At 66.0% G+C, this 23817-nt stretch carries 19 protein-coding genes; 11 read left to right on the top strand and 8 right to left on the bottom strand.

All coding sequences use genetic code 11. From position 1 onward, the window contains the following. Positions 1-116 precede the first annotated feature (116 nt). On the bottom strand, positions 117-1910 hold the full coding sequence (locus H0S73_RS07980; protein ID WP_181051648.1) for an acyl-CoA dehydrogenase C-terminal domain-containing protein: 1794 nt from the start codon (positions 1908-1910) through the stop codon (positions 117-119). 435 nt (positions 1911-2345) lie between these two features. After that, complete coding sequence (locus tag H0S73_RS07975) at positions 2346-2756, bottom strand: MerR family transcriptional regulator (protein ID WP_181051647.1); 411 nt, start codon at positions 2754-2756, stop codon at positions 2346-2348. Positions 2757-3119: 363 nt separating this feature from the next. Here H0S73_RS07975 and H0S73_RS07970 point away from each other — a divergent pair, with 363 nt between their 5' ends. The 4 genes from H0S73_RS07970 to H0S73_RS07955 all read left to right on the top strand — a co-directional run bounded on the left by H0S73_RS07970 (position 3120) and on the right by H0S73_RS07955 (position 9135). Beyond that, the gene (locus H0S73_RS07970) at positions 3120-6293 is read left to right on the top strand and encodes an SEL1-like repeat protein (protein WP_181051646.1); all 3174 of its coding nucleotides are present in this window, start codon (positions 3120-3122) and stop codon (positions 6291-6293) included. A 103-nt stretch (positions 6294-6396) separates the two neighbouring features. Then, positions 6397-7326 (top strand): TSUP family transporter, encoded by a 930-nt coding sequence (locus H0S73_RS07965; RefSeq protein WP_181051645.1) that lies wholly within the window; start codon positions 6397-6399, stop codon positions 7324-7326. Continuing rightward, positions 7323-8084, top strand: coding sequence for a TIGR02186 family protein (locus tag H0S73_RS07960; RefSeq protein WP_181051644.1), 762 nt, complete (start codon positions 7323-7325; stop codon positions 8082-8084). Before H0S73_RS07965 ends, H0S73_RS07960 begins: the two co-directional genes overlap by 4 nt. A gap of 73 nt (positions 8085-8157) precedes the next feature. Beyond that, complete coding sequence (locus H0S73_RS07955; RefSeq protein ID WP_181051643.1) at positions 8158-9135, top strand: nitrilase family protein; 978 nt, start codon at positions 8158-8160, stop codon at positions 9133-9135. A 30-nt stretch (positions 9136-9165) separates the two neighbouring features. Here H0S73_RS07955 and pdeM read toward each other — a convergent pair whose 3' ends face one another. Together pdeM and H0S73_RS07945 are read right to left on the bottom strand one after the other, a co-directional pair. After that, positions 9166-9867, bottom strand: coding sequence for a ligase-associated DNA damage response endonuclease PdeM (gene pdeM / locus H0S73_RS07950; protein WP_181051642.1), 702 nt, complete (start codon positions 9865-9867; stop codon positions 9166-9168). After that, entirely contained in the window at positions 9864-12494 is a 2631-nt protein-coding gene (locus tag H0S73_RS07945; protein WP_181051641.1) for a ligase-associated DNA damage response DEXH box helicase, read from the bottom strand. Before H0S73_RS07945 ends, pdeM begins: the two co-directional genes overlap by 4 nt. 177 nt (positions 12495-12671) lie before the next feature. Here H0S73_RS07945 and H0S73_RS07940 point away from each other — a divergent pair, with 177 nt between their 5' ends. Further along, positions 12672-13490 (top strand): SDR family oxidoreductase, encoded by an 819-nt coding sequence (locus tag H0S73_RS07940; protein ID WP_181051640.1) that lies wholly within the window; start codon positions 12672-12674, stop codon positions 13488-13490. A gap of 243 nt (positions 13491-13733) precedes the next feature. Here H0S73_RS07940 and H0S73_RS07935 read toward each other — a convergent pair whose 3' ends face one another. Next, positions 13734-14681: a class I SAM-dependent DNA methyltransferase gene (locus tag H0S73_RS07935; protein WP_181051639.1), complete on the bottom strand. Its 948-nt coding sequence runs from the start codon at positions 14679-14681 to the stop codon at positions 13734-13736. 804 nt (positions 14682-15485) lie between these two features. Between H0S73_RS07935 and H0S73_RS07930 the strand changes: the two genes are divergently transcribed. From H0S73_RS07930 to H0S73_RS07915, 4 genes are all read left to right on the top strand, one after another. Next, a complete protein-coding gene (locus H0S73_RS07930; protein ID WP_181051638.1) occupies positions 15486-16538 on the top strand; it encodes a ligase-associated DNA damage response exonuclease in 1053 nt (350 codons plus the stop codon). Continuing rightward, on the top strand, positions 16535-18268 hold the full coding sequence (locus H0S73_RS07925; protein WP_181051637.1) for a cisplatin damage response ATP-dependent DNA ligase: 1734 nt from the start codon (positions 16535-16537) through the stop codon (positions 18266-18268). Before H0S73_RS07930 ends, H0S73_RS07925 begins: the two co-directional genes overlap by 4 nt. Next, a complete protein-coding gene (locus tag H0S73_RS07920) occupies positions 18265-18714 on the top strand; it encodes a secondary thiamine-phosphate synthase enzyme YjbQ (RefSeq protein WP_181051636.1) in 450 nt (149 codons plus the stop codon). The genes H0S73_RS07925 and H0S73_RS07920 overlap by 4 nt, the downstream gene beginning before the upstream one ends. Before the next feature lie 127 nt (positions 18715-18841). After that, positions 18842-19513 (top strand): response regulator, encoded by a 672-nt coding sequence (locus H0S73_RS07915; RefSeq protein ID WP_009491399.1) that lies wholly within the window; start codon positions 18842-18844, stop codon positions 19511-19513. 110 nt (positions 19514-19623) lie between these two features. On the opposite strand, the gene H0S73_RS07910 is transcribed toward H0S73_RS07915, so the two are convergent. Then, positions 19624-20565 carry an alpha/beta hydrolase gene (locus H0S73_RS07910; RefSeq protein WP_181051634.1) on the bottom strand — a complete coding sequence of 314 codons (942 nt, stop codon included), beginning with the start codon at positions 20563-20565 and terminating at the stop codon, positions 19624-19626. A gap of 110 nt (positions 20566-20675) precedes the next feature. Here H0S73_RS07910 and H0S73_RS07905 point away from each other — a divergent pair, with 110 nt between their 5' ends. Beyond that, complete coding sequence (locus H0S73_RS07905; RefSeq protein ID WP_181051633.1) at positions 20676-20939, top strand: DUF6460 domain-containing protein; 264 nt, start codon at positions 20676-20678, stop codon at positions 20937-20939. A gap of 17 nt (positions 20940-20956) precedes the next feature. Then, complete coding sequence (locus H0S73_RS07900; protein ID WP_181051632.1) at positions 20957-22294, top strand: MATE family efflux transporter; 1338 nt, start codon at positions 20957-20959, stop codon at positions 22292-22294. Positions 22295-22306: 12 nt separating this feature from the next. Here the strand turns inward: H0S73_RS07900 and H0S73_RS07895 are convergent, their stop codons facing one another. Together H0S73_RS07895 and H0S73_RS07890 are read right to left on the bottom strand one after the other, a co-directional pair. After that, entirely contained in the window at positions 22307-23392 is a 1086-nt protein-coding gene (locus tag H0S73_RS07895) for a quinone-dependent dihydroorotate dehydrogenase (protein ID WP_181051631.1), read from the bottom strand. Continuing rightward, complete coding sequence (locus H0S73_RS07890; protein ID WP_181051630.1) at positions 23389-23733, bottom strand: DUF952 domain-containing protein; 345 nt, start codon at positions 23731-23733, stop codon at positions 23389-23391. Before H0S73_RS07890 ends, H0S73_RS07895 begins: the two co-directional genes overlap by 4 nt. Between the last annotated feature and the right edge of the window lie 84 nt (positions 23734-23817).

Genomic DNA, 23817 nt, shown 5'->3' with positions numbered 1-23817 from the left:
GAGCGTCATCCCGGGCAAGCGAAGCGCGACCCGGGATCGTTATCAGAATGAGGCACTATACTCGTCATGCGATCCCGGCTCTTCGCTCACGCTCCGGCCGGGATGACACTTGTCGGTTAGAAGGCTTCCATCGGCAGCGCCATGGTGGTGTCCGCACCGGCGGAAATGCGCGCGAGGCGCATCCCGGTCTCAGGCATCATGCGCTCCATGAAGAAGCGGCCCGTAAGCAGTTTCGCATCCATCTTGGCCGCGACGCCGTTGCCCTGAGCCTTCTTCGTCTGTGCGGCCTTCGCGATCCTGGCCCACATGTAGCCCAGGGCCACGAGGCCGAAGAGGTGCATGTAGTCTGTGGCGCCAGCACCCGCGTTGTCGGGCTTCGCCATGGCGTTCTGCATGAACCACATGGTCGCCTGCTGCAGGTGGCCGAGACCCTGCTGCAGGGGAGCGATGTAGGCCTTCATGGTCTCGTCGCCGGCATTCTCCTGACAGAAGGCGCCGACCTCGTTGAAGAAGTTCATGACGGCCCGTCCGCCGTCCTTGCCGAGCTTGCGGCCGACGAGGTCCATGGCCTGAATGCCGTTGGCGCCCTCGTAGATCATGGCGATGCGGGCATCGCGCACGAACTGCGACATGCCCCATTCCTCGATATAGCCGTGGCCGCCGAACATCTGCTGCGCCTTGACCGCATTGTCGAAGCCGAGATCCGTCAGAACGCCTTTCACCACAGGCGTCATCAGGCCCATGTAGTCTTCGGCGGTCTGGCGCTGCGCATCGTCGGACGAGCGATGCGCGATATCGCTGTTGAGGCCCGTCCAGACGACGAGCGCGCGCGCCGCCTCGTTGAAGGCCTTGATCGAGAGAAGCGTGCGGCGCACATCCGGATGCACGATGATCGGATCGGCCGGCTTGTCGGGGAACTTCGCACCCGTGAGCGAACGGCCCTGGAGGCGGTCCTTCGCATAGGTCACGGCGTTCTGATACGCGACCTCGGACTGCGACAATCCCTGGACGCCGACCGCGAGCCGCGCCTCGTTCATCATGACGAACATCGCGTTGAGACCGCGGTTCGCCTCGCCGACGAGCCAGCCCTTCGCGCCGTCGTAGTTCATCACGCATGTGGCGTTGCCGTGGATGCCCATCTTGTGCTCGAGGGAGCCGCAGGAGACGCCGTTGCGATCGCCGAGGGATCCGTCCTCATTCACGAGGACCTTCGGCACGACGAAGAGCGAGATGCCCTTGGTGCCGGCCGGCGCCCCTTCGATGCGGGCGAGCACCAGATGGACGATGTTCTCAGCCATGTCGTGCTCGCCGGCCGAGATGAAGATCTTGGTGCCGGAGATCGCGTAGGAGCCGTCGCCGTTCGGCACCGCCTTCGTCTTGAGAAGGCCGAGGTCCGTGCCGCAATGGGGCTCGGTGAGGTTCATGGTGCCGGTCCAGGCGCCTTCCACCATCTTCGGCAGATAGGTCTGCTTCTGCTCCTCGGTCCCGTGCACGAGGAGCGCCGCGATGGCTCCCTGGGTCAGGCCCGGATACATGCCGAGCGCGAGGTTCGCCGAGGAGACGAATTCCTGCATGATGGTGTTCAGGACGGAGGGAAGTCCCTGCCCGCCGTATTCCTCCGGCGCCGCGAGCCCCATCCAACCGCCCGCCGCATAGGCATCGTAGGCCGCCTTGAAGCCCTTCGGCGTCGTCACCGAGCCATCCGGATTGCGGGTGCAGCCCTCCTGGTCGCCGGACAGGTTCAGGGGCGCGAACTCCTCCTCGCACAGCTTGGCACCCTCAGAGAGGATCGTCTCGACCATGTCGGGCGTCGCATCGGCGAAACCGGGCAGATTGTTGTACCGCTCAATCGGGAACACGTCGTTCAGAAGGAATGTGACGTCTTCGACGGGGGCCTTGTAGACCGGCATTCGGACTCTCCCAGATCGGATTCCGGTGCCGAGAATCCGCAGGGATCCGCACCGGCCAAAGATATAGTTCACATATAAACTATATCGCCGTTTTGGAAAGAGGTAGGGTCGAATATCTTTGGTGGAAGCGACAAAGGCGGTTTTCCGCCAGGCCGCCGCTCCGGTCAGTCGAGAGGCGCCGCTCGTCAGTGGAACGCTGGCAATGCCCTGCCCGCTCCCTTTCAGGTCATCACCATCCCGGTGATCTCGACCGGAAAAGCGCTGCGCCTCACAGAAGCAGGATGGCTGGCGAGGACGGGGTGGGCATCATCCTCCCTGGCGAGGGCGGCGCAGGCTCCCCCTGACAAACGGCAACGCCCACCCGTCAGCAGGCAAAGGCCATGCTCCCGAGTGGGCGTTCTAGAAGGTTCGAGTTTTGCAGAGAGCGCTGGCCGCTCAGGCGGCGGCGGCGAGGCCGGCGCGGCGCGCCTGGAGCTCGGCCAAGGCCTCCTCGATCTCCTTCTTCTGCTGTTCGAGATGCTGAATCTGGCTTTCGATCTGATCGAGCGAGAGCTTGAGGTTCATGGCCGCCCCGGCGCCCGACCGCTCCTCGGCCACCATGGCGCGGATCTCGGTGAGCGTGAAGCCGAGCTGCTTGCCCTTGAGGATAACGGAAAGACGCTCGCGATCGCGGGCGTCGTAGATGCGCGCCGTCCCGTCCCGGCGCGGGGACAGGAGACCGCGGTCCTCATAGAAGCGCAGGGTCCGGAGGGTCACTCCGAACTCGCGCGCGAGATCGCCGATCGTGTAGGATTTCGTACCCTCTCCGGTCTCGTCGACATTCGGAGTGATTAGAAACTGATTCATGGAACGCCCCATCGATTGTTATTGTCAGAGGATCTGTGGCCCAGCACGTATCCTTTCGTAACGAAATAATAGAACACATTTTCGTTATCTTGCAAGAGTATTGCATCAAGGCTGTTCCGCAGAGGCAAAGGGCGCCCCTCCTCGCACATGACCTAACGGCACCCGCCCAGCAGCGGATATCGTTGCCGCTAACTCCCTATCCTTAACGAGTTTTTTACTACGACGGACAAAAGTTGCGACGTCGGGCAAAGGGTTTGGAAGCGGCGTGATTCGCCTCTTTCGGGCGCTTGGCCCGCCAGGCGAGCACCGGCACGGGGCCAGGCCAGCCACACCAGTTCACGAGTACCCCCCGCGAGTCCCATCATGAGACGACCCGTCTTCTCGAGACCGAGCGACCTGGACCTCAACGCCCGCGAGCTGATTGCCGCCGCGGCCCGCCGGGCCGGCATGAGCCTTGACGAATGGACCGCCTCCGTCCTCGAAGGGGCACAGGGCAAGCCGGTCTCCTCACCTCGGAGAGCCGGGAGCGATCTCGACAGCGTGATCCCCCGGGTGTCTCCTTCGCCCCGATCCCCATCCAGGCAGGATTATGAATCCCTGATGGCTGCCGTGGCCCAGGAGGGCGAGCGCCAGGCCAAGGACCAGGCTGCGCAAACCGCGATTGCTCTCGAGTCCATGGCCCATTGGATCGAGCAGGCCGAGATCCGCCTGAATGAGGCGACCCGCGGCTCTGCGGACCAGCAGGACCGGATCGCCGCCGTGCTGTCCCAGGCTCTGGCCTCGTTGAAGAACCGCCTCGACTCGGTCGAACGCAAGGTGACCGCGGAACGGGCCTCGCCGGCCCGCATCGAATTCCCCATGGAGGAAGCGCTCAAGGCGCTCGCTCCCGTGTCCGAGACGCTGACCGGCCTGCGGGCGGACATGTCCCGCCTCACGGCACATCTCGAGCAGCCCCATTCTTTCTGGGCCCCCGCCGTCGAGGGCATCAGGACCGAGATCGACGGATTGCGCGCAGGCATCGAAAGCCTGGCGACCCGCGACGAGATCGCGGCTCTCGGTGCAGCCCTCGGCTCCATCGGCAAGGAGCTCGAACAAGGGCCGACCACGAAGGATCTGCGGACCCTCGCCAGCTCGATCACCGTGCTCTACGAGCAGGTCCAGTCCCTTTCGGAAGACGTCAGCGACGGCCTGCACCGGCGCATCGGCCGCGAGATCGACCAAATCAAGGGCAAGATCGACGCGTTGGCTTCCACGGGCGTCGACCGCTCCGTCGTCGATTTCCTGAGCGGCCAGATCGTCGACATGCGCCAGGATCTGGCGCATCGGGCCGAACCGCAGCAGATCGCCCGGCTCTCGGACGACATCGGGACGATCAGCCGCCAGCTTTCGGAACTTCGCCTCCACCAGGTGAGCAAAAGCGATTTCACCGCCCTCAAGACGTCCCTCGACGATGTCTGCTCGGCCCTCTACGTCACCGCCACCGCGCAGGAGACGAGCAAGGTTCCCGAGCAGCTGGAGACCTTGAGCCGGCGTATCGACGCGCTCGTGCGCCGACCGGATCCCGTCTCGACCGATCTCGCCCCGATCAGCGCGCAACTCGCGCTTCTGACCGAGCGGATGGCGAACCTGTCGGAGAGCCGCGTCGGCGGCAGCGAGACACTCACCGGGACCATCGAGCGGCTGACCTCGCGGATCGACGCCGTTGCCGAACGGGAGACGGCCTCTCATGAGCCTCTGATGCGGCGCTTCGACCGCATCGAGCAGGAACTGCGCGAACTCGCCCGGCAGCCTGATGCCACCGGCATGGCGCAGATGCTCCGCTCCATCGACGAGAAGCTCGAGCGGACGCCGCCTCACCCTGCGGGCCTCGATAACCTCGAGCGTCAGATCAGAACCCTGACCGAGCGCTTCGAGCAGGTGCCCGGGGAGGCTCTGCACACGGTCCTGACCGAAGCGACCGGGCATCTCAGGAGCCTTCAGGACGAAGCGGTCGGCATTGCCGAGCGTGCCGCCCGGACGGTGCTGAACGACATCCGCCCTTCCCTGCCGGCGACCGGCGATCTCGATGTGCTCAAGCATGGCTTCGTCGAGCTGAAGGCGCTGCACAACCGCTCCGACAGGAAGACGCAGGAAACCCTGCGCGCCGTTCACGATGCGCTGGAGGCGCTCGTCTCCCGCCTGCCGAACGAGACCGCGATCTCCATTGCCGGCGCGGTCGGATCGTCGCCGAGCCTGGGTGTCGAACCGTTGCAGCCCGCGGACCGCCTGGAAGCGGCCGTGCGCAGGCTCCATGCCGCCACCCTGACTCAGATCGAAGAAACCGCTCCGGCGCCCCTGGACAAAATCTCCCGGGAACCGTCCATGGCGCAGGCTCCGGACGTTGCTCCCGAACCCGATCTCGGAACCGTGCGCGCCGACTTCATCGCCGCGGCGCGACGGGCCGTGCAGAACACGGCACCGGAACTGCAGCCCGCCGCAAGGGCGTCATCCTGGGAGGCGAAATTCGCCGACACGGAAGAGCCGGAATCCGACGATTTCCTGCCTCCTCCCGGATCCTTCTTCGAGCGCCTGCGCCGGAGCCTCGACAACCGGCGACGTCCGCTTCTCTTCGGGCTCGCCTTCCTGATCCTGGCCGCAGGCACCTACCAGATCCTGTCCGTCACCCAAAACCTGCAGGACCTGTCGCTGGTGCCGGCGAGCGTGCAGGCGCCGGCGCAGCCAGCACCGGCAATGCGAGCCGACGAGGCGGGCAATCCCCCGGCAGCCGAAGAGACGAATCTTTTCCAGTCGTCCAGCCTCGCCACGGGCTCCATCCCCTCCGACCCCGTGCCGGCCGGGCAATTCCTGGTCGATCCCGCGACCATCGACGGCATCCCCGCCGATACGCCCGCAGCGCTGCAGCACGCGGCCTTGTCCGGCGATGCGGCGGCGCTTTATGAGCTCGCGTCGCGGGCCGCGGAAGGCCGCGGCATGGCAAGGGACGCGAAAGCCGCAGCCCGTCTCTTCGAGCGCGTTGCCCAAGCGGGCCTGCCCCCTGCCCAGGAACGGCTCGCCATGATGCATGAAAAGGGCGAAGGCGTTCCGCTCGATCTCAAGCAGGCCGCCTTCTGGTACGAGCGTGCGGCCCTGGGCGGCAACATCCGCGCCATGCACAACCTCGCCACTGTCCTCGCCTCGGGCAAGAACGGCAAGCCGGACTATGCCGCCGCTCTGCGCTGGTACGCGGAGGCTGCGGAATACGGCCTGCGGGACAGCCAGTACAACCTGGGCGTCCTGCTCGCCCGCGGCATCGGGGCAAGGCCCGATCGCTCCAAGGCCTATCGGTGGTTCTCCCTTGCCGCAGACCAGGGCGACCCGGAAGCCGGGCAGAAGCGCGAGGAGATCGCCGTGTTCATGAGCCAGGCCGAGATCAAGGCCGCCAAGGCCGCTCTCGAACTCTGGCGCCCGCGGACCGCCGACCCTGTCGCGAACAAGCCGCCGGGCGCGGCCCAGGGCCAGACCGCCGTTCTGGATCGAACTCCTGGCAACCGGAGTTGACGGCACGCGGGCTTTGTCATCTTCCGTTCAGAACATGACCGTTACATCGCCTGCATGATGCTGTAACAACGACATGGCTGCACCGGCCATTGGGGGAACCGGGGTGCAAATCTATTTGCCGATCGCCGAGATGCCTGTGAGCGTTCTTCTCATTCTGGGGATGGGTGCGGCGGTCGGTTTCATTTCGGGCCTTTTCGGCATCGGCGGCGGCTTTCTGATGACGCCGCTCCTGATCTTCCTCGGCATCCCTCCGGCCGTCGCGGTGGCGACGCAATCGGCCCAGATCGTTGCCTCCTCCACCACGAGCGTGCTCGGCGCGCTGCGCCGCAACGCCCTCGACCATAAGCTCGGCGCCATCCTGGTCGCGGGCGGCTTCGTCGGCTCGGCCCTGGGCGTGTGGTTCTTCGCGGCGGCGCGGCGGGCCGGCCAGCTCGACCTCGTCATCGTCGTCTCCTACGTGACGCTGTTCACCATCGTGGGCAGCCTGATGCTCAAGGAGAGCATCCGGGAGTTCTGGAGCCGCCGGAAGGGCGGCGCTGTGCGCCCGCGGCGCAGGGCCGGCGAGCATGCACCCTATCTCGGCTGGCCCCTGCGCATGCGCTTCTACCGGTCCAAGCTCTATGTGAGCATCATCCCGATCGTCGGGCTGTCGCTGTTCATCGGCTTTGCCGGCGCGCTGCTCGGCATCGGCGGCGGCTTCATCGTGGTGCCGGCCCTGCTCTACGTCTTCCGGGTGCCGACCAACGTGGTCGTGGGCACCTCCCAGTTCCAGATCGTCTGCACGACCCTGGTCGCCCTCATTCTCCATGCGGTGACGAACCAGGCCGTCGACATGGTCCTGGCGATCCTGCTCATCGTCGGCGGCGTGTTCGGCGCGCAGTTCGGCGCGCGCATGGGCCGCCACCTGCGGGCGGAGCTGTTCCGCTTCCTGCTCGCCATCCTGCTGCTGGCGGTGGGCCTGCGCTTCGGCCTCGAACTGGTGATGAAGCCGGAGGAGCCGTTCTCCATCACGGTGCAGGAGGTGCGCACGTGAGGCTCGCCGGCGCCCTCCTGATCCTTCTCGCCACGATGGCCTGCGCCCGCGCGGAAACCCTGATCACCTCGCTGTCGAACCATCGGGTCCTGATCAACTCGAATTATACGGGTACGCAGATTGCCGTGTTCGGCGCCATCGAGCGGGACGCGCAAACCATCGCCCGCGCCACGGGCTACGACATCGTCGTGACCGTGCGCGGCCCGCGCCAGTTCCTCACCGTGCGCGAAAAGGAGCGGCTCGGTCCCGTCTGGATCAACCAGGATCAGCAGAAATTCCCGACGGCGCCGTCCTACCTGAACGTGCTCAGCTCCCGGCCTATCACGGAGATCACGAGCGACCAGTTGCGCCAGCGCCAGAAGATCGGCCTGGGCGCCGTCATCAATTCCGGCGATTTCACCCTCGCGCGGGGGGGCGCTGACCAGCCGTTCCGGGATGCGCTGTACCGGCTCAAGGCGGAGGAAGGCCTCTATCTGGAGGACGAGCGCGGCGTGACGTTCCTGACGCCCGAGATCTTTCGCGCGGCCATCGCGCTGCCGGCGACGGCGCCGCCCGGCAATTACGACGTCGACGTGACGCTCTTCGCCGACACCGTGATCCTGGCCCGCACGCAGACCCATTTCGAATTGGTCAAGACCGGCTTCGAGGAGCAGGTCGGCGTCATCGCCCGCGACTGGTCGCTCGCCTACGGCCTGACCACGGCCGCCATCGCGCTCTTCTTCGGCTGGCTCGCCAGCACGATCTTCCGGCGGGACTGAATAGGCGCGCATCCCCCTTTACGACGCAGGACAGGCAGGCAATCCTGTCGACGGCAGGAACAAGGGGTGCACCATGATGCTCCGGTGTGGAACGGTTCAGTTCCATCACAAGGCGGATGACAAGGGCTACAACATGTCGGTGGTGGAGCGCTTCGCCCGGGAAGCCGCCGAGGCGCAGGTCAAGATCCTGGCTTTCCCGGAGATGTGCCTCACCGGCTACTGGCACGTTCGCAATCTGGGACGCGAGCGGCTGGAGCAGCTTGCGGAACCCGTGCCGTCCGGTCCATCCACGCAGGCCATCCTCGAACTCTCGAAGCGCCATGACATGGTCATCGGCGTCGGACTGATCGAGCGCGGAGACGACGGGCGCCTGTTCAACACCTATGTGGTCTGCCTGCCCGACGGACAGGTTCACCGCCACCGCAAGCTTCACGCCTTCGAGAGTGACGACATCGCCAGCGGCGACAGCTACACGGTCTTCGACACTCCTTTCGGCGTGAAGGTCGGCGTGCTCATCTGCTGGGACAACAACCTCGTGGAGAACGCCCGCGCCACCGCCCTTCTCGGCGCCGACATCGTCATGGCGCCGCACCAGACCGGCGGCTGCCATTCCCGCAGTCCCCAGGCGATGGGCCTCATCGACCCTGCCCTCTGGGAGAACCGCCACAACGATCCCGAAGCCATCGAAGCCGAGTTCCGTGGGCCAAAAGGGCGCGAATGGCTGCTGCGCTGGCTGCCCGCCCGTGCCCACGACAACGGCTATTTCCTGCTGTTCGCCAACGGCGTCGGCGAGGACGACGGCGAGGTGCGCACCGGCAACGCCATGATCATCGATTGCTACGGCCGCATCATCAACGAGACCTGGAAAGCGCAGGATGCCCTTGTCGTGGCCGATCTCGACCTCGGCCTCCTGCCGCTCGCCACAGGCCGGCGCTGGATTCGCGGCCGACGGCCGGAGCTTTACAGCCTTCTCACCGAGCCGCAGGGCCACGAGCTCGCGCCGAGGCAGGCCCGTTTCTCCGAGGCGCCCGTGGTGAAGAAGACCGGGTGACCACTGCAACAGCAAGAGGGCTTGCGTCGCTCAATCCCGGCAGAGCATCGCCCGGGCAATCGCGAAGATCCGTTCGGTGCCGATGAGATGCGCGGTGAAGCCTTTCGGGAAGAGCGGCTTGAAGGCGGCGTCGCAGGCGTTCAAGCCGCCCGCATAGGCGCCGAGCGCCGGCATGACGCAGCGCTGACCGTCCGTGAGGAAGCAGCGCCGCCGGGTGGCGCGGCCGCGCATCACCACCTTGCCGACGGGATGCAGATGGCCGGCGATTTCCGCCTGCTCGCCCGCCGCCGGCTCGTGGCGCAGGGTGAGCGAGCCGAGCGCCATCTCCTCGACCACCTGCCCGCCGATGCTGTCGGGCAGGATGCGGTCGTGATTGCCCGTGACCCAGATCCACTCGCGCCCCTTCTGCGCCTCGGCCAAGGCGGAACGCTCCTCCTCGCCGAGCCGATCCGGTCCGCCGATGTCGTGGAAGCTGTCGCCGAGGGCGATGACGGTCTTCGGATCGAAGCGGAACACCGCATCGGAGAGAGCGGCCAGCGTCTCGCGGGTGTCGTAGGGCGGCAGCATCATGCCGCGCCGGGCGAAGGACGAGCCCTTCTCGAAATGGAGATCGGCCACGAGCAGCGCATCGTGCGCGGGCAGCGCCATCGCGCCGGTCAGGTCGAGGAGCGCCAGCTGCCCGGACAGCTCGATCTCGTGCGTTGTCTGTTTGTTCTTAAGCAATGCCGTCACGCCAAAGCCTCGTCGAGAAGCGCCGCTTCCGCCTCGGCCAGAATTTCGTCCGCGTTGTCGCTATAGACGCGCTCGCGGCCGATCTCCAGCATGACGGACACGCTCAAAGGAGAAACCCGGTCGAGCGGCTTGTGGATGATTCGCCCCCGGATGCGCTCTAACATCATGCCGAGGCGCCGCACGTCGAGGAGTCCCGTTGCCGCATCCGCCCGCGCGGCACGCAGAAGCACGTGGTCGGGCTCGTGCTTGCGCAGCACGTCGTAGACGAGATCCGTCGAGATGGTGACCTGCCGGCCGGTCTTCTTCTCCCCCGGAAAGCGACGCTCGATCAAGCCCGCGATCACCGCGCATTGGCGGAAGGTGCGCTTCATGAGGGCCGATTCGGCGAGCCAGTCCTCCAGGTCGTCGCCGAGCATGTCCTCGGAGAAGAGGTCGTCCATGAAGGCCGGGTCGCGCCCGGCGCGGGCCGCGATGTCGCCCGAGGCATAGACCGCGATCCCGTAATCATTGGCCACGAAGCCGAGCGGTTTGAGCTTCGCCCGTTCCAGGCGACGGGTGAGCAGCATGCCGAGCGTCTGGTGCGCGAGCCGGCCCTCGAAGGGAAAGCAGGTCATGTAGTAGCGGTTGCCGCGCGGAAAGGTCTCGACCAGGAGGTCGCGCGGTCCGGGCACGATGGAGCGGCGGCGCTGCTGCAGGAGCCACTCGGTCATCTGCGGCGGCAGGCGGTCCCATTCGAACGGATCGGCCAGGATCGCCCGCACCCGCGCGGCGAGAAAGGTCGAGAGCGGGAACTTGCCGCCCTCGTAGGACGGGATCATCGGATCGGTGCCCGAACCCGCCCGCGTCACCAGCACCTCGTCCTCGGAGATGCCCTCGAAGCGCAGCACCTCGCCGGCGAACAGGAACGTGTCGCCCGGCGTGAGCGTCTCGGCGAAATACTCCTCGATCTCGCCAAGGATGCGTCCGCGCGGCAGGACCGTGCCGGGACGCGAGCGCGCGCTCCTGCCGAGCCGCACCTTGATCATGCTGGACTCGACGATGGTGCCGACATTCAGCCGGTATTGCTGCGCGACCTTCGCGTCGCGCACGCGCCAGAGATCGTCCTTGCCCTTCACGATCTTGGCGAAGCGTTCGTATGCACGAAGGGCGTAACCTCCCGTCGCGACGAAGGCCACGCAGGCCTCGAAATCCTCCCAGGTCAAACCCGCGTAGGGTGCGGCGGACCGCACTTCCTCGTAGAGTTCGTCGAGCCTGAACGGCTCGGCGCAGGCCATGCCGAGGATGTGCTGGCAGAGCACGTCGAGCGCGCCGGTGCGCGCATCCGGCGTATCCTGCGCCGCCTCGTGCACCGCGTCGAGCGCCGCGCGGCATTCGAGGATCTCGAAGCGGTTCGCCGGTACGAGATAGGCTTCCGACGGCTCGTCCATGCGGTGGTTCGAGCGGCCGATGCGCTGCATGATGCGCGAGGCGCCCTTCGGCGCGCCCACATTCACCACGAGATCCACGTCGCCCCAGTCGATGCCGAGATCGAGCGTCGCGGTGCACACGACCGCCTTCAATTTTCCCGCCGCCATCGCCTCCTCCACGCGCCGGCGCTGCGACACGTCGAGCGAACCGTGATGGAGCGCGATGGCGAGGTTGTCGTCGTTGAGCTTCCAGAGTTCCTGGAACGTGTATTCCGCCTGCAGGCGCGTGTTGACGAAGACGAGCGTGGTCTTGTGCGCGCGGATCAGATCGTAGATCGCCGGCATCGACAGCGAGGCCGTGTGGCCGGCGAGCGGCAGGCGCTCGTCGAGTTCGAGCATGCGGATGTCCGGCTGCGCGCCGCCCTGGACGACGACGAGATCGGCGAGCGCTTCTTCACCCTTCCCTTGAGGGGGAGGGTCAGCCTGTAGGCTGGGGTGGGGTGGCAGCACTTCGCTTTTAAAGCTCGCGCCTCCCACCCCCTCCCGCACCTGCGGTGCGACCTCCCCCCTCGAGGGGGAGGTGGAATGCTGAGGCACCAGATAGCGCCGCAGATCGTCCGGTTCGCGCACCGTCGCGGACAAGCCCACGGCCGTCACCTCCGGGGCGATGGCCAGGAGCCGCGCCAGCCCGAGCGAGAGCAGGTCGCCGCGCTTCGAGGTGACGAGGGAATGCAGCTCGTCCAGCACCACGCGGCGCAGATTTTGGAAGAACTCCCGCGCCTCCGCATGGGCGAGCAGGAGCGCCAGCTGCTCGGGCGTGGTCAGCAGGATGTCCGGCGGGCGCTCGATCTGCCGGGCGCGCTTGTGGGAGGGGGTGTCGCCCGTTCGCGTCTCGATGCGGATGGGGAGCCCCATCTCCTGCACGGGCGTTTCGAGATTGCGGGCGATGTCGGTGGCAAGCGCCTTCAGGGGGGAGATGTAGAGGGTGTGGAGCCCTCGCCTGTCCTGGGTCGTGCCTCGTCCCGGCCCTCGCTCGGCCAGCTCCACCAGGCTCGGCAGGAACCCGGCGAGGGTCTTTCCGGCGCCCGTCGGCGCCACGAGCAGGACGGAGCGCCCCTGCCGGGCCTTGGCGAGCAGGTCGAGCTGGTGCTCGCGCGGCGCCCAGCCTCGGCTCTTGAACCAGTCACGGAAGGTTTTCGGGAGAAGGGACGCTTGAGACATGGATCCTGAACATAAGGTCCATCGGGCCTTTCGCCAGAGAATTCCCTATCGGAAGAAACGAAATCGCATTCATCATGGTGCAAACGGGTGTGAACGCCGCCAATGTCCGCTTGCCATCCTGTGTAAGATCATTTCAGCTCGGCTCAACGCCAACAACGAGATGAAAAGGTCAATGCCATGCCCGACGATTTCCAATTCCAGAATGCCGTCGCCGTCGTTACGGGAGGAACCCAAGGGCTCGGCGAGGCCATCGCCCGCACCTTCGCCGAGCGCGGCGCCAAGGGGCTCGTGATCTGCGGCCGCAACGCGGAGCGCGGACACGCCGTCGCGCGGGAGATCTCGGGGCAAGGGTGCCACACGGAATTCGTGCAGGCCGATCTTGAGAGCGTCGACGAGGCGCGTCAGGTCACGGCACGGGCGGACAGCGTGTTCGGGCGCGTCGACGCGCTGGTGAACGCGGCCGGCATCACCGACCGCGGCACGATCTTCGACACCAGCCCCGAGCTGTTCGACCGCATGTTCGCGGTCAATGTGCGCGCGCCCTTCTTCCTGATGCAGGAGGCCGCCAAGATCATGCGCCGCGAGAAGATCGAGGGCGCCATGGTCAACATCCTGTCCATGTCGGCTCATGGAGGCCAGCCCTTCATCACCGCCTATAGCGGCTCGAAGGGCGCGCTCGCCACCCTCACCAAGAACGCCGCCTTCAGCCTCATGCCGTGGCGCATCCGCGTGAACGCCCTGAACATCGGCTGGATGAACACGCCGGGCGAGGACAGGATCATTCGGCTTTATCACGGCGCCCAGGACGGATGGCTGGAGAAGGCCATGAAGGAACAGCCCTTCGGGCGCCTGCTCGAACCCACGGAGGTGGCCCGCGCCGTGGCGTTCCTGTGCAGTTCGGAATCCGGCATGATGACCGGCTCGGTGATCGATTTCGACCAATCGGTGATGGGCTGCTACGAGAGCGCCCCGCACCCCTCGACACCGGCGCAATAGGCGCCCCTTACGAACGAACGTGGCCGCATGCCGGCTGATGGGCAAATGCCCCTTCTAGCGTCATCACCGGCCTTGTGCCGTTAATCTCGACTGGAAATGCGCCTTCGGTGTCATTCCCGGCCAAAGCGCAGCGGAGGGGAAGGGAATCCACGATCAGGCGCAACGTCATGGATCCCCTTCCCACACTCCGTGCGCCGGGGAGGACACCCTCCTCGTCATGGCTGGGACAGCCCCGGCATGACGTCAAAAACGGTCGGCGGTCGACCGCTGCAACACCAAGAGAAACCCGGGAACCGGCACGCCGCGATCCTCCCGCGTCGAGACGCGTTCGAAGACGACGGGCGTGAACCCTACGCTGTCGGCGAGCTGGCGCAGGTAAGGTTCGCCGTGAGCGTATCGCGCGTCGTCACCCAGGATATAGCCCTCACCCTCATGGGCCTGAACGGTGAAGGCGAAGAAGCCCTCGGGCTTCAACACACGATGCGCCTCGCGAAAAACCGCGTCGAGCGACGCCATGTAGACGAACACGTCGGCCGCCACGACGAGGTCCGCTTCGCCTACCCCGCGTCCGCTCAGGAACGCGACGAGCTCGCCTTCGTGCAGGGCAACGTAGAGCTTCGTCCTTTCAGCCTTCTCCAGCATGCGCGGCGAGAGATCGACGCCCTCGATCCCGCTGCAAAGACCGGCGAGCTCCTGCGCCATCAGCCCGGTGCCGCAGCCGAGATCGAGCGTCGGCCCGAAGCGGAAATCGCGGATCTGCCTGGAACAGGCCCGGCGCAGGGCGTCGGCGATCAGTGCCGGGCCTCGATAGGCGAGGCTTCGGGTCAGATGCCGGTCGAATTTCGGTGCGTAATCGTCGAAGAGGGCCCGCACGTAGCCCCCGGTGATCGCCTCATCGGGCGTCAGCGCGCCTAGCCTGGCGAGGTCGAGCCGCACGCCCAACGCGTCCTCAGGGTCCAGGGAAAGGGCCCGCCGCAGGGCGTCCACCGCCTCCTCCCGCGTGCCGAGTTCGGCGAGCGAGCGCCCCAGCATCGCATGGGCGGCCGCGAAGCCCGGCGCCAGTTCGAGCACCTGCTGGGCGAGATCGGCAGCGGCCTCGAAGTCGCGCTCGTCGAACGCCCCACGGGCATATTCATAGCGGCGGTCGGCCAGAAAATCGCCGGAGGAACGGACGGTGGAGGTCGGTGACATGGCCTTTGGATGCGGGAGAGCGGAAAAGCTGTCAATGGCGCGCCCGCGGTGTCATTCCCGGATGGACGTACAGCGGAGAGGGAGGCAATCCATCGCTCGGCGCTGGAGCGCGGATCCCCTTCCCCTGCGGCAACCAACGTGAGGATGACACCTTCATCGTCATGGCCGCACGTGTTGCGGCCATCCCCGTCCTGCCGTGCCAACACCCCCTCCGGCCTCATCCTGAGGAGGGCTCCGGGTGCGAGGCGATGTTATGTTCTCACTTTGTTCTTGACAGGGCGGATAACCTTGGCTATATCGTTGCCCTAGATCTGCTCTGACGAGGGGCGCGCTCGCGAGGCGTCGCAAGAGTGAGAGCAGGCACGGTCCCGCCGCAGGTCTCGCACGCCTGTGGTCGCGGGAGGTCGACCTTGGGGGCTCCCCAGCTGGTCCACCTGAAAAGAACCGTGCGTGACGAGCAGTTCGGCTCTCACATTCACCCCTAGAGAGCGAGCCGGGCTGCCCGACGCGCCACCCTCGAACCCGAAAGGCTCGCAGCGCAAGCTGCGGGCCCAAAGGTGCTGGCTCTTTGAATTTGAGGGGGTCAGCACCCGCCCGTCATGGTCGGCTTTTCCCGGGGCCGCGCAGCGGAACCCGGGACCAAGAACCGCCGATGCGGGAATGACTGCTTCGGGGTTCCGGCGCCGCGCCGTGTCGACGCACTCATATCGGCACGGCGATCCAGCAAGGACGATGGAGCCCATCGTGGAGCACGGCATTATCCCTCAACCTGATATCGACGGGCCGAACCCTATATTCTCATCCATGGCGCTGCGTTCCACCGACATCCTCACCCAGACCCCGCAAGGGCTCTACTGCCCCCTTGGCGATTTCCACATCGATCCGGTCCGCCCCGTCAAACGGGCGCTGATCACCCATGGGCATTCCGATCATGCCCGGTCGGGCCACCATTCCGTCCTGGCGACCCGGGAGACCCTGCTCATCATGGCAGTGCGCTACGGCGAGGATTTCGCGGGCTCGACCCAGGAGGCGCCCTTGGGCGAGAGCCTGCGGATCGGCGACGTGACCGTGCGCTTCACGCCCGCCGGCCATGTGCTGGGCTCGGCCCAGATTACCATCGAGGCCGGAGGCACCCGGATCGTGGTCTCGGGCGACTACAAGCGCGCGGAGGACCCGACCTGCCTGCCTTACGAGGTCGTGCCCTGCGACGTCTTCATCACCGAGGCGACCTTCGGCCTGCCGGTCTTCCGCCATCCCGACACGCGGGCCGAAGTGCGCAAGCTCCTGGATTCCGTCGCCCTGTTCCCCGAGCGCGCCCATATCGTCGGCGCCTATGCGCTCGGCAAGGCGCAGCGGGTCATGGCCCTGCTGCGCGAGGAAGGCTACGACAGGCCGATCCATCTCCACGGCGCCATGGAGCGCCTGACCGAATTCTACAAATCGGAGGGGGTCCCGTTGGGCGAGACTCCGAAGGTCGTGGCCTCCGAGCGGTCGAAGCTCGCCGGCGCCATCGTGATCTGCCCGCCCTCGTCGATCCAGGACCTGTGGTCCCGGCGCTTTCCCGACCCGGTCACCTGTTTCGCCTCCGGCTGGATGCGGGTGCGGGCCCGCGCCCGGCAGAAGGGCGTCGAGCTGCCGCTGGTGATCTCGGATCATTCCGACTGGGACGATCTGTGCCGCACGATCCGCGAGACCGGGGCCGGAGAGGTCTGGGTTACGCACGGGCAGGAGGACGCCCTGGTCCATTGGTGCACCACCCACGGCATCCGGGCGCGCCCGCTGCATATGCTAGGCTATGGCGACGAGGGCGAGGCGGAGGAGGCTCCCGCCGCCACTGAAGCGGGAGACGCCGCATGAACCGCTTCGCCGCCCTTCTCGACCGCCTCGGCTACGAGCCCCGCCGCAACGCGAAGCTCCGGCTCCTGACCGATTACTTCCACCACACACCGGATCCGGAACGCGGCTATGCCCTCGCGGCCATGACCGGAGCGCTCATGTTCAAGGAGGCCAAACCCGGCCTGATCCGCGGTCTCGTCGAGGAGCGGACCGATCCGGAGCTGTTCCGCATGTCCTATCATTATGTGGGCGACCTGGCCGAGACCGTGGCCCTGATCTGGCCCTCGCCCGGACATGAGAGCGTGGCTCCCGCATCGGGCGCTCCGGCTATCGGCCACAACAACCCGCCGCCCCATGTCCCGAGTCTCACCGAGGTGATCGAGACGCTCGCGACGACCGGCAAGAGCGACCTGCCCGGCAAAGTGGCCGAGTGGATGGACGCCTTGGACGAAACGGGGCGCTGGGCGCTGATCAAGCTCATCACCAGGGAGCTGCGCGTCGGCGTCTCGGCGCGGCTCGCCAAGACGGCGGTCGCCCAGCTCGGAGAGATCGGGCCCGACGAGGTCGAGCTGGTCTGGCACGGCCTCGAGGCGCCTTACGAGGATCTCTTCGCCTGGGTCGAGGGGCGCGGACCCAAGCCCGAATCCGGCAATCCTGCGCCGTTCCGCCCGTCCATGCTCTCGCATCCCCTCGAGGATGAAGATTTCGAGAAGCTCGAAGCCTCCGAGTTCCTGGCCGAGTGGAAATGGGACGGCATCCGCCTCCAGGCGGCCGCCGGGCACGGCAGCGACGGGCGGCCGGTGAAGCGGATCTATTCCCGCACGGGCGAGGACGTCTCCCGGGCCTTTCCGGATCTCGTGGAGGCGCTCGATTTCGAGGGTGCCATCGACGGCGAATTGCTGATCGTGCGCGAGGGTCGCGTCCAGAGCTTCAACGTGCTCCAGCAGCGCCTGAACCGGAAGGCCGTGACGCCCAAGCTCATCGCGGAGTTTCCGGCTCACTTACGCGTCTACGACATCCTGTTCGAGGGCGAGGAAGACCTGCGCGCCCTCCCCTTCGCCGAGCGGCGCAAGCGCCTGGAAGCGCTCGTCGCCCGCCTCGACGATCCGCGCATCGACCTCTCGCCCATGGTGCCCTTCTCGACCTGGGACGATCTCGCGGCCGCCCGTGCCGACCCGGCCTCCCTGGGGGCCGGCCCCGACGCAGACGCCATCGAGGGCTGCATGGTGAAGCGGGCGAACAGCCCCTACCTTCCTGGCCGACCGAAGGGCTACTGGTACAAGTGGAAGCGCGATCCCTACCTCGTCGACGCCGTGATGATGTACGGCCAGCGGGGGCACGGAAAGCGCTCGTCCTTCTATTCTGACTACACCTTCGGCGTCTGGCGCGACGGCCCTAGCGGCGAGGAGCTGGTGCCGGTCGGCAAGGCCTATCACGGCTTCACCGACGAGGAGCTGGTGAAGCTCGACCGCTATGTCCGCAACCACACGGTCAAGCGCTTCGGCCCCGTGCGGGAGGTGGAATACGGCAAGGACCGGGGCCTCGTACTGGAGGTGGCCTTCGAAGGGCTGCAGCGCTCGACCCGGCACAAATCCGGCGTCGCCATGCGGTTTCCCCGCATCAACCGGATCCGGTGGGACAAACCCGCCGCGGAAGCGGACCGGATCGAGACCCTGGAAAAGATCCTGGAGCGCGGCGAGGAGGAGGTCTATCCCCTGCAGGACAAGGCAGCGACGAGGCGGAAGGGATGAGGATCGAAACCGTATCCGAAGGCGCGATCGGGCGGCAGAGCAGCGGCAGGCTGAGCCTCGACACCCGGGGCCAGGGCTTGACCGAGCTCACCGACGCGGTGGCCGAGTGGGTGGCCGGAACCGGCATCCGGACCGGTCTGTTGACCGCCTTCTGCCGCCACACCTCGGCCTCGCTCCTGATCCAGGAGAACGCCGACCCGGATGTCCGCCGCGACCTGATGACCGCCTTCGACCGGCTGGCGCCCCGGACCGCCGGCTATGTCCACACGGCAGAGGGGCCGGACGACATGCCGGCCCATATCCGGACCATGCTCTCGGGCGTGTCCTTGAGCATTCCCGTTACGGAAGGTCGGATGAATTTAGGAACTTGGCAGGGGATCTATCTTGCCGAGCACCGGGACAGGGCGCATCGCCGCGACGTTATACTTCACCTGATCGGGGCTTAATCCACATGATTGCATATGACGCCCTGGCAGATTGCCTTAGAATAGCCGGGATCAACGTTTGCCGCCTTGCCATCCTGCAAAGGATGCGGCTAAGGCTCAGGAAAGCTCTCGTGGGAGAAGACGGAACGTGCAGAGTCAAACCACCACGATCATCATCGCCGATGACCATCCGTTGTTTCGCGGGGCGTTGAGGCAGGCGGTCGCCTCTACGATGCCCCAGGCCAGGGTGGTCGAGGCGAGCGGCATGGATGACCTGAACACGACCCTGACCCAGGAGAGGGATGTCGACCTGATCCTGCTCGACCTGACGATGCCGGGTGTGCAGGGATTTTCCGGCCTGATGTCGCTTCGGGCCCAGTATCCGGAACTGCCGGTCGTGATCGTTTCCGCAACGGAAGAGCCGACGGTGATCCGCCGCGCCATGGATTTCGGCGCCTCCGGCTTCATCCCGAAATCCATCGACACCGATAGCATCGGCGGCGCCATCCAGGCGGTGCTCGCGGGCGACACCTGGACCCCGCCCGATGTAGACCTTTCCGCATCGGAAGATGCCGAAACCGCCGATCTCGTCCGCCGCCTCGGCACCCTGACCCCGCAGCAGGTCCGCGTCCTGACCATGCTGTCCGAAGGCCTGCTCAACAAGCAGATCGCCTACGAACTCGGCGTCTCGGAAGCCACCGTGAAGGCCCATGTCTCGGCCATCCTCGACAAGCTCGGCGTCGACAGCCGCACGCAGGCCGTCATTGCCGCGTCGAAGATCGGCGTGACCCAGCGCCCCTCCCCGGCCGGGGCCGACTAGCGCATCGGACGGAAAAGTGGCCCCGGTTTTCCGGTCCATTCGATGCGCCAACAAAGAGTTGGAGCATCGGATGAATCCCAAAAGTGGATTCCACTTTTGGGTCCGAGGCTCTAAAGCCCTTCGATGAACCCGTCGATCCGCGACAGCGCCTGCTCCGACAGGGCGCTGTCGAAGCGGATGAACACGTGGCAGCCGCCGGGCCAGACGGCGAGGTCGGTCGTGTTGCCGGCCGCCGCCCAGCGCGACGCCATGAAGAGCGTGTCGTCGAGGAGCATGTCCTTCGTGCCGACGGAGAACAGCGCCGGCGGGAGGCCCTTGAGGTCGGCATAAAGCGGCGAGACATCGGGGCTGCGCCGGTCCGCATGGGAGCCGCACAGGTTGTTGGCCATCGCCGTGACATCGCCGGTGTTGAGGATCAACCGCTCAGGTCCCCAACTCCTCACGCTCGGCGTCAGGTTCAGGTCGTAGCAGCCGGCGAAGAGATTGGCACCCCGGAAGGGGTTCAGCCCGTGCTTGTCGCGAAGACGCAGGATCGTGACGGCCGAGAGATGGGCGCCCGCCGACTCGCCGCCGATGAACAGGCGCGAGGTGCCGAAGCGGCTTTCCATCTCCCCGATCACCCAGAGGGCCGCCGCCTCGCAGTCGTCGAGCGGGGCCGGATAGGGATTTTCTGGGGCGAGCCGGTACTCCACCGAGACCACCGCGAGGCCGCAGCGATCCGCCAGCCGGTCGAGCCAGGGGTCCTGCTCGTCCGCTGTGCCCCAGGTCCAGCCGCCGCCGTGGATATGCAGATAGACCCCACGGGGGTTCTCGGGCGCGATGATCCGCAAGGGGATGGGACCGGCGGGGCCATCGATGGAAATCGTTTTCGCCTTGCCGCTCAACGGCATCAGGGGAAACGGCCCGAGCCCCTGGCGACGCCGCTCCCGCACCAGGGCCGGAGGCACGGACATGGGGTCCGGCAGGGCCGCGAGCTTCGCCACGATCTCGGCGTTCTGGGCGCGGATCTCGTCGCTGATGGCGGAGGGGTCGAAAAGGGCTGGATCGATCATGCGAAGCTCGGTTTAGGTTGCGTTCGTCGCCGGCCCTTGCGATGAAGCACACACGACGCCCCAGGTCCATTACGCTTTCTTCCAGTAAAGCTTTCTGACGAGATGAGGACATGTCCAACCTGAACCGCTTTCTCGGCGGCTCCCCCGGCTCGGTGCTGGTGAAGCTGATCTTCCTGTCCCTCCTCGTCGGCGCCTTCCTGGCCTTTTACGAGATCACGCCGTTCGAACTGATCGAGCGCCTGTTCAACTGGATCGCCTCCGTTTTCAATCTCAGCTTTGAGACGGTTCTCGAGGTCGGACGCTGGATCCTGTACGGCGCGATCATCGTCGTGCCGCTCTGGCTTATCTCCCGGCTGTTCGGCAGTCGCCGCTGAGGCGTTCGAGACGGATCATGGACGGATCAACGAGCACTCGGCGCCTGGACATCTCCCATCGGCGCATCCTGCTCCTCGCGCTGCCGATGACCCTATCGCACGTGACGACGCCCCTTCTTGGGCTCGTCGACGCGACGGTGATCGGACGGCTCGGCGAGGCGCATCTTCTCGGAGCGGTGGCCCTGGGCGCCGTGATCTTCGACTTCGTGTTCTGGAGCTTCGGCTCCCTGCGCATGGCGACCGCCGGCCTGACCGCGCAGGCGACCGGGGCCGGAAACCGTCATGAGGTCGACCTGACGCTCGCCCGGGCGTTCCTGGTGGCAGGGGTGACCGGCCTCCTGCTGATCCTGCTGCAATGGCCCATCGCCTCGCTGGCCTTCTCCATGGCGGGCGCGAGCCCGGCCGTGACGGACGCGCTCTCGATCTATTTCTTCATCCGCATCTGGGCTGCCCCCTTCACTCTGGCAAACTACGTGATCCTCGGCTCCCCCCTGGGGCGCGGGCGGACGGATCTCGGGCTTCTGCTGCAGGTGGCGATCAATGTGGCGAACATCGTGTTCACGATGGCGCTGGTCCTCGGCTTCGGCCTCGGCATTGCGGGCGCAGCCATCGGCACGGCCCTGGCCGAAGTACTGGGCGTCGGCATCGGCATCGTGGTCCTGCGCCGCCTCGGCTCGAATCCGCTGGCGGTCACATGGCCTGAAGTCCTGAACCGGGCGGCGATGCTGCAGACGCTCGCAATGAACCGGGACATCATGATCCGCAACGTGGCGCTGATCCTCGCCTTCTCGATCTTCAGCGCGCTCGGGGCCCGCTCGGGCGACGTCACGCTCGCGGCGAATGCGGTACTCTACAACATGTTCCTGGTCGGCGGCTATTTCCTCGACGGCTTCGCCACCGCGGCCGAAACCCTCTGCGGCCAGTGCATCGGCGCCCGGGACGAACGCGGCTTCCGACGCGCCATTCGCCTGAACCTGGGCTGGTGCATCGGCTTCGGCTTCGCCGTCTCGAGCCTTTTCCTGATCGGCGGCGGCGTGTTCATCGATTTCGTGTCGACGAACCCGGAGGTGCGTGCCTATGCGCGGGATTACCTGGTCTTCGCCGCCCTGACCCCGTTCCTCGGAGCAGCCGCCTTCGCGTTCGACGGCATCTACACGGGAGCGACCTGGACAAGGTCCATGCGCGACCTGATGGTGATCGCCTTCATCGTTTACGGAGCCATTCTTCTGGTGGCCCGCGATCTCGGCAACACGGCCTTGTGGATTGCGCTCCTCACGTTCCTGAGCGCACGCGGCCTCGGCCAGTTCATGCTCTATCCGCGACTGGCGAAGAAGACCTTCGCCAGCCTGTCTTGAGGAAATGAACGGCTAGAATCGTCCCTGGGCAATCGCCGAAGCGTCGCGTCCCAAGGCTTGCGCCAGGGTCGTCCGCTCGCTTGCGAGGGTCCGCAACAGCCCGCGCTTGATGTCGCCGATGAGGCCGGGGCCCTTGTAGACCATGGCCGAATAGAGCTGCACCAGGCTCGCGCCGGCGCGGATCTTGGCCCAGGCGGCCTCGGCGGAATCGACGCCGCCGACACCGATGAGCGGGACCTTGCGCTCCACGCGCAGGAACGTCTCAGCGAGGAGCTTCGTAGACGGCACGAAGAGAGGCTTGCCGGACAGGCCGCCCGTTTCGGATGCAAGCGCCTTTTCCTTCAGGCTGTCGGGCCGGGCAATGGTAGTGTTGGAAACGGTCAGCCCGTCGATTCCGCGCTTGAGCGCCGTGGCGACGATCGCATCGAGCGTGTCGAGCGAAATATCGGGCGCGATCTTCAACAGGATGATCGTCTTGCCGCTGCCCAGGTCCGCCTTGTCACGCGCTTCCATGCTGCGGGCGAGGAGATCGTCGAGGAATGCCTCGCCCTGCAGGTCGCGCAATCCCGGCGTGTTGGGAGAGGATACGTTGATCGTCAGGAAGTCCGCCAACCCGCACAGACGCTCGATGCAGAGAACATAATCGGCGATGCGATCCGTCGAATCCTTGTTCGCCCCGATATTGACCCCGACGATGCCCGGGCGTCCGCGACGGCTGGCAAGCCGCCGGCGCGCGGCATCGAGCCCTTCGCTGTTGAGGCCGAACCGGTTGATGACGGCCTCGTCGCGCGCCAGGCGAAAGACCCGTGGGCGCGGATTGCCGGCCTGGGGCTTCGGCACGACGCCGCCGAGTTCGACGAAGCCGAAGCCCAGTCCGAGGAGCTGGTCGGGAACCTCGCATTGCTTGTCGAAACCCGCAGCGAGCCCGACCGGATTGGGGAAATGCCGACCGAAGACGTCGACGGAGAGCCTTGGATCGTCCACAGGCGCGGGCGCAATCGGCATCAGCGACAATCCACGGATCGTCAGCTGGTGGGCCGTCTCCGCATCGAGCGCGTGAAGAGCGGGTTTGGCGAAGGAAAAGAGCTTACCGATCATCGGGAAAGATCCGGAAGAATGTGCTGGCCGTCCGCGCCGAGCGGCATCGGTTTTACCCATCGGACGGCGGACAAGGGCAGTGGCGCGTAAAGATGCGGGAATAGATCTCCGCCTCGGGACGGCTCATAACGAAGAGCATCGCCGAGCGAATCGCCATCGACGGCGATCAGCAGCAGATCTTTCCGACCCGCAAAATGCTTTTCAGCCGTTTCGCGGACCTGTTTTTCCGTTGAAAAATGGATGTACCCATCCTGGATATCGATGGGTGCTCCTTCGAATGAGCCGATGCGTTCCGCCTCATGCCAAAGCAAAGCAGGGCAAATTTTATAAATAATGTGCATGAAGACTTGAGTATCCGCGCGTCACATCAGGAGCAACCCAAATTAGACATATTGTCTCAATAGTCTGTTGCCAATCGGCTAACT

This window comes from Microvirga mediterraneensis (genome assembly GCF_013520865.1).
Lineage (GTDB): Bacteria > Pseudomonadota > Alphaproteobacteria > Rhizobiales > Beijerinckiaceae > Microvirga > Microvirga mediterraneensis.
The sequence above is the reverse complement of the archived record's forward strand: the minus strand, read 5'-3'. Positions and strand labels throughout refer to the sequence as shown.

Excerpts from the sequence above, each read along its gene's own strand:
- H0S73_RS07980 (WP_181051648.1), bottom strand. The coding sequence starts at position 1,910 with ATGCCGGTCTACAAGGCCCCCGTCGAAGACGTCACATTCCTTCTGAAC.
- H0S73_RS07975 (WP_181051647.1), bottom strand. The coding sequence starts at position 2,756 with ATGAATCAGTTTCTAATCACTCCGAATGTCGACGAGACCGGAGAGGGT.
- H0S73_RS07970 (WP_181051646.1), top strand. The coding sequence starts at position 3,120 with ATGAGACGACCCGTCTTCTCGAGACCGAGCGACCTGGACCTCAACGCC.
- H0S73_RS07955 (WP_181051643.1), top strand. The coding sequence starts at position 8,158 with ATGATGCTCCGGTGTGGAACGGTTCAGTTCCATCACAAGGCGGATGAC.
- H0S73_RS07945 (WP_181051641.1), bottom strand. The coding sequence starts at position 12,494 with ATGTCTCAAGCGTCCCTTCTCCCGAAAACCTTCCGTGACTGGTTCAAG.
- H0S73_RS07940 (WP_181051640.1), top strand. The coding sequence starts at position 12,672 with ATGCCCGACGATTTCCAATTCCAGAATGCCGTCGCCGTCGTTACGGGA.
- H0S73_RS07935 (WP_181051639.1), bottom strand. The coding sequence starts at position 14,681 with ATGTCACCGACCTCCACCGTCCGTTCCTCCGGCGATTTTCTGGCCGAC.
- H0S73_RS07930 (WP_181051638.1), top strand. The coding sequence starts at position 15,486 with ATGGCGCTGCGTTCCACCGACATCCTCACCCAGACCCCGCAAGGGCTC.
- H0S73_RS07925 (WP_181051637.1), top strand. The coding sequence starts at position 16,535 with ATGAACCGCTTCGCCGCCCTTCTCGACCGCCTCGGCTACGAGCCCCGC.
- H0S73_RS07920 (WP_181051636.1), top strand. The coding sequence starts at position 18,265 with ATGAGGATCGAAACCGTATCCGAAGGCGCGATCGGGCGGCAGAGCAGC.
- H0S73_RS07910 (WP_181051634.1), bottom strand. The coding sequence starts at position 20,565 with ATGATCGATCCAGCCCTTTTCGACCCCTCCGCCATCAGCGACGAGATC.
- H0S73_RS07905 (WP_181051633.1), top strand. The coding sequence starts at position 20,676 with ATGTCCAACCTGAACCGCTTTCTCGGCGGCTCCCCCGGCTCGGTGCTG.
- H0S73_RS07900 (WP_181051632.1), top strand. The coding sequence starts at position 20,957 with ATGGACGGATCAACGAGCACTCGGCGCCTGGACATCTCCCATCGGCGC.
- H0S73_RS07895 (WP_181051631.1), bottom strand. The coding sequence starts at position 23,392 with ATGATCGGTAAGCTCTTTTCCTTCGCCAAACCCGCTCTTCACGCGCTC.
- H0S73_RS07890 (WP_181051630.1), bottom strand. The coding sequence starts at position 23,733 with ATGCACATTATTTATAAAATTTGCCCTGCTTTGCTTTGGCATGAGGCG.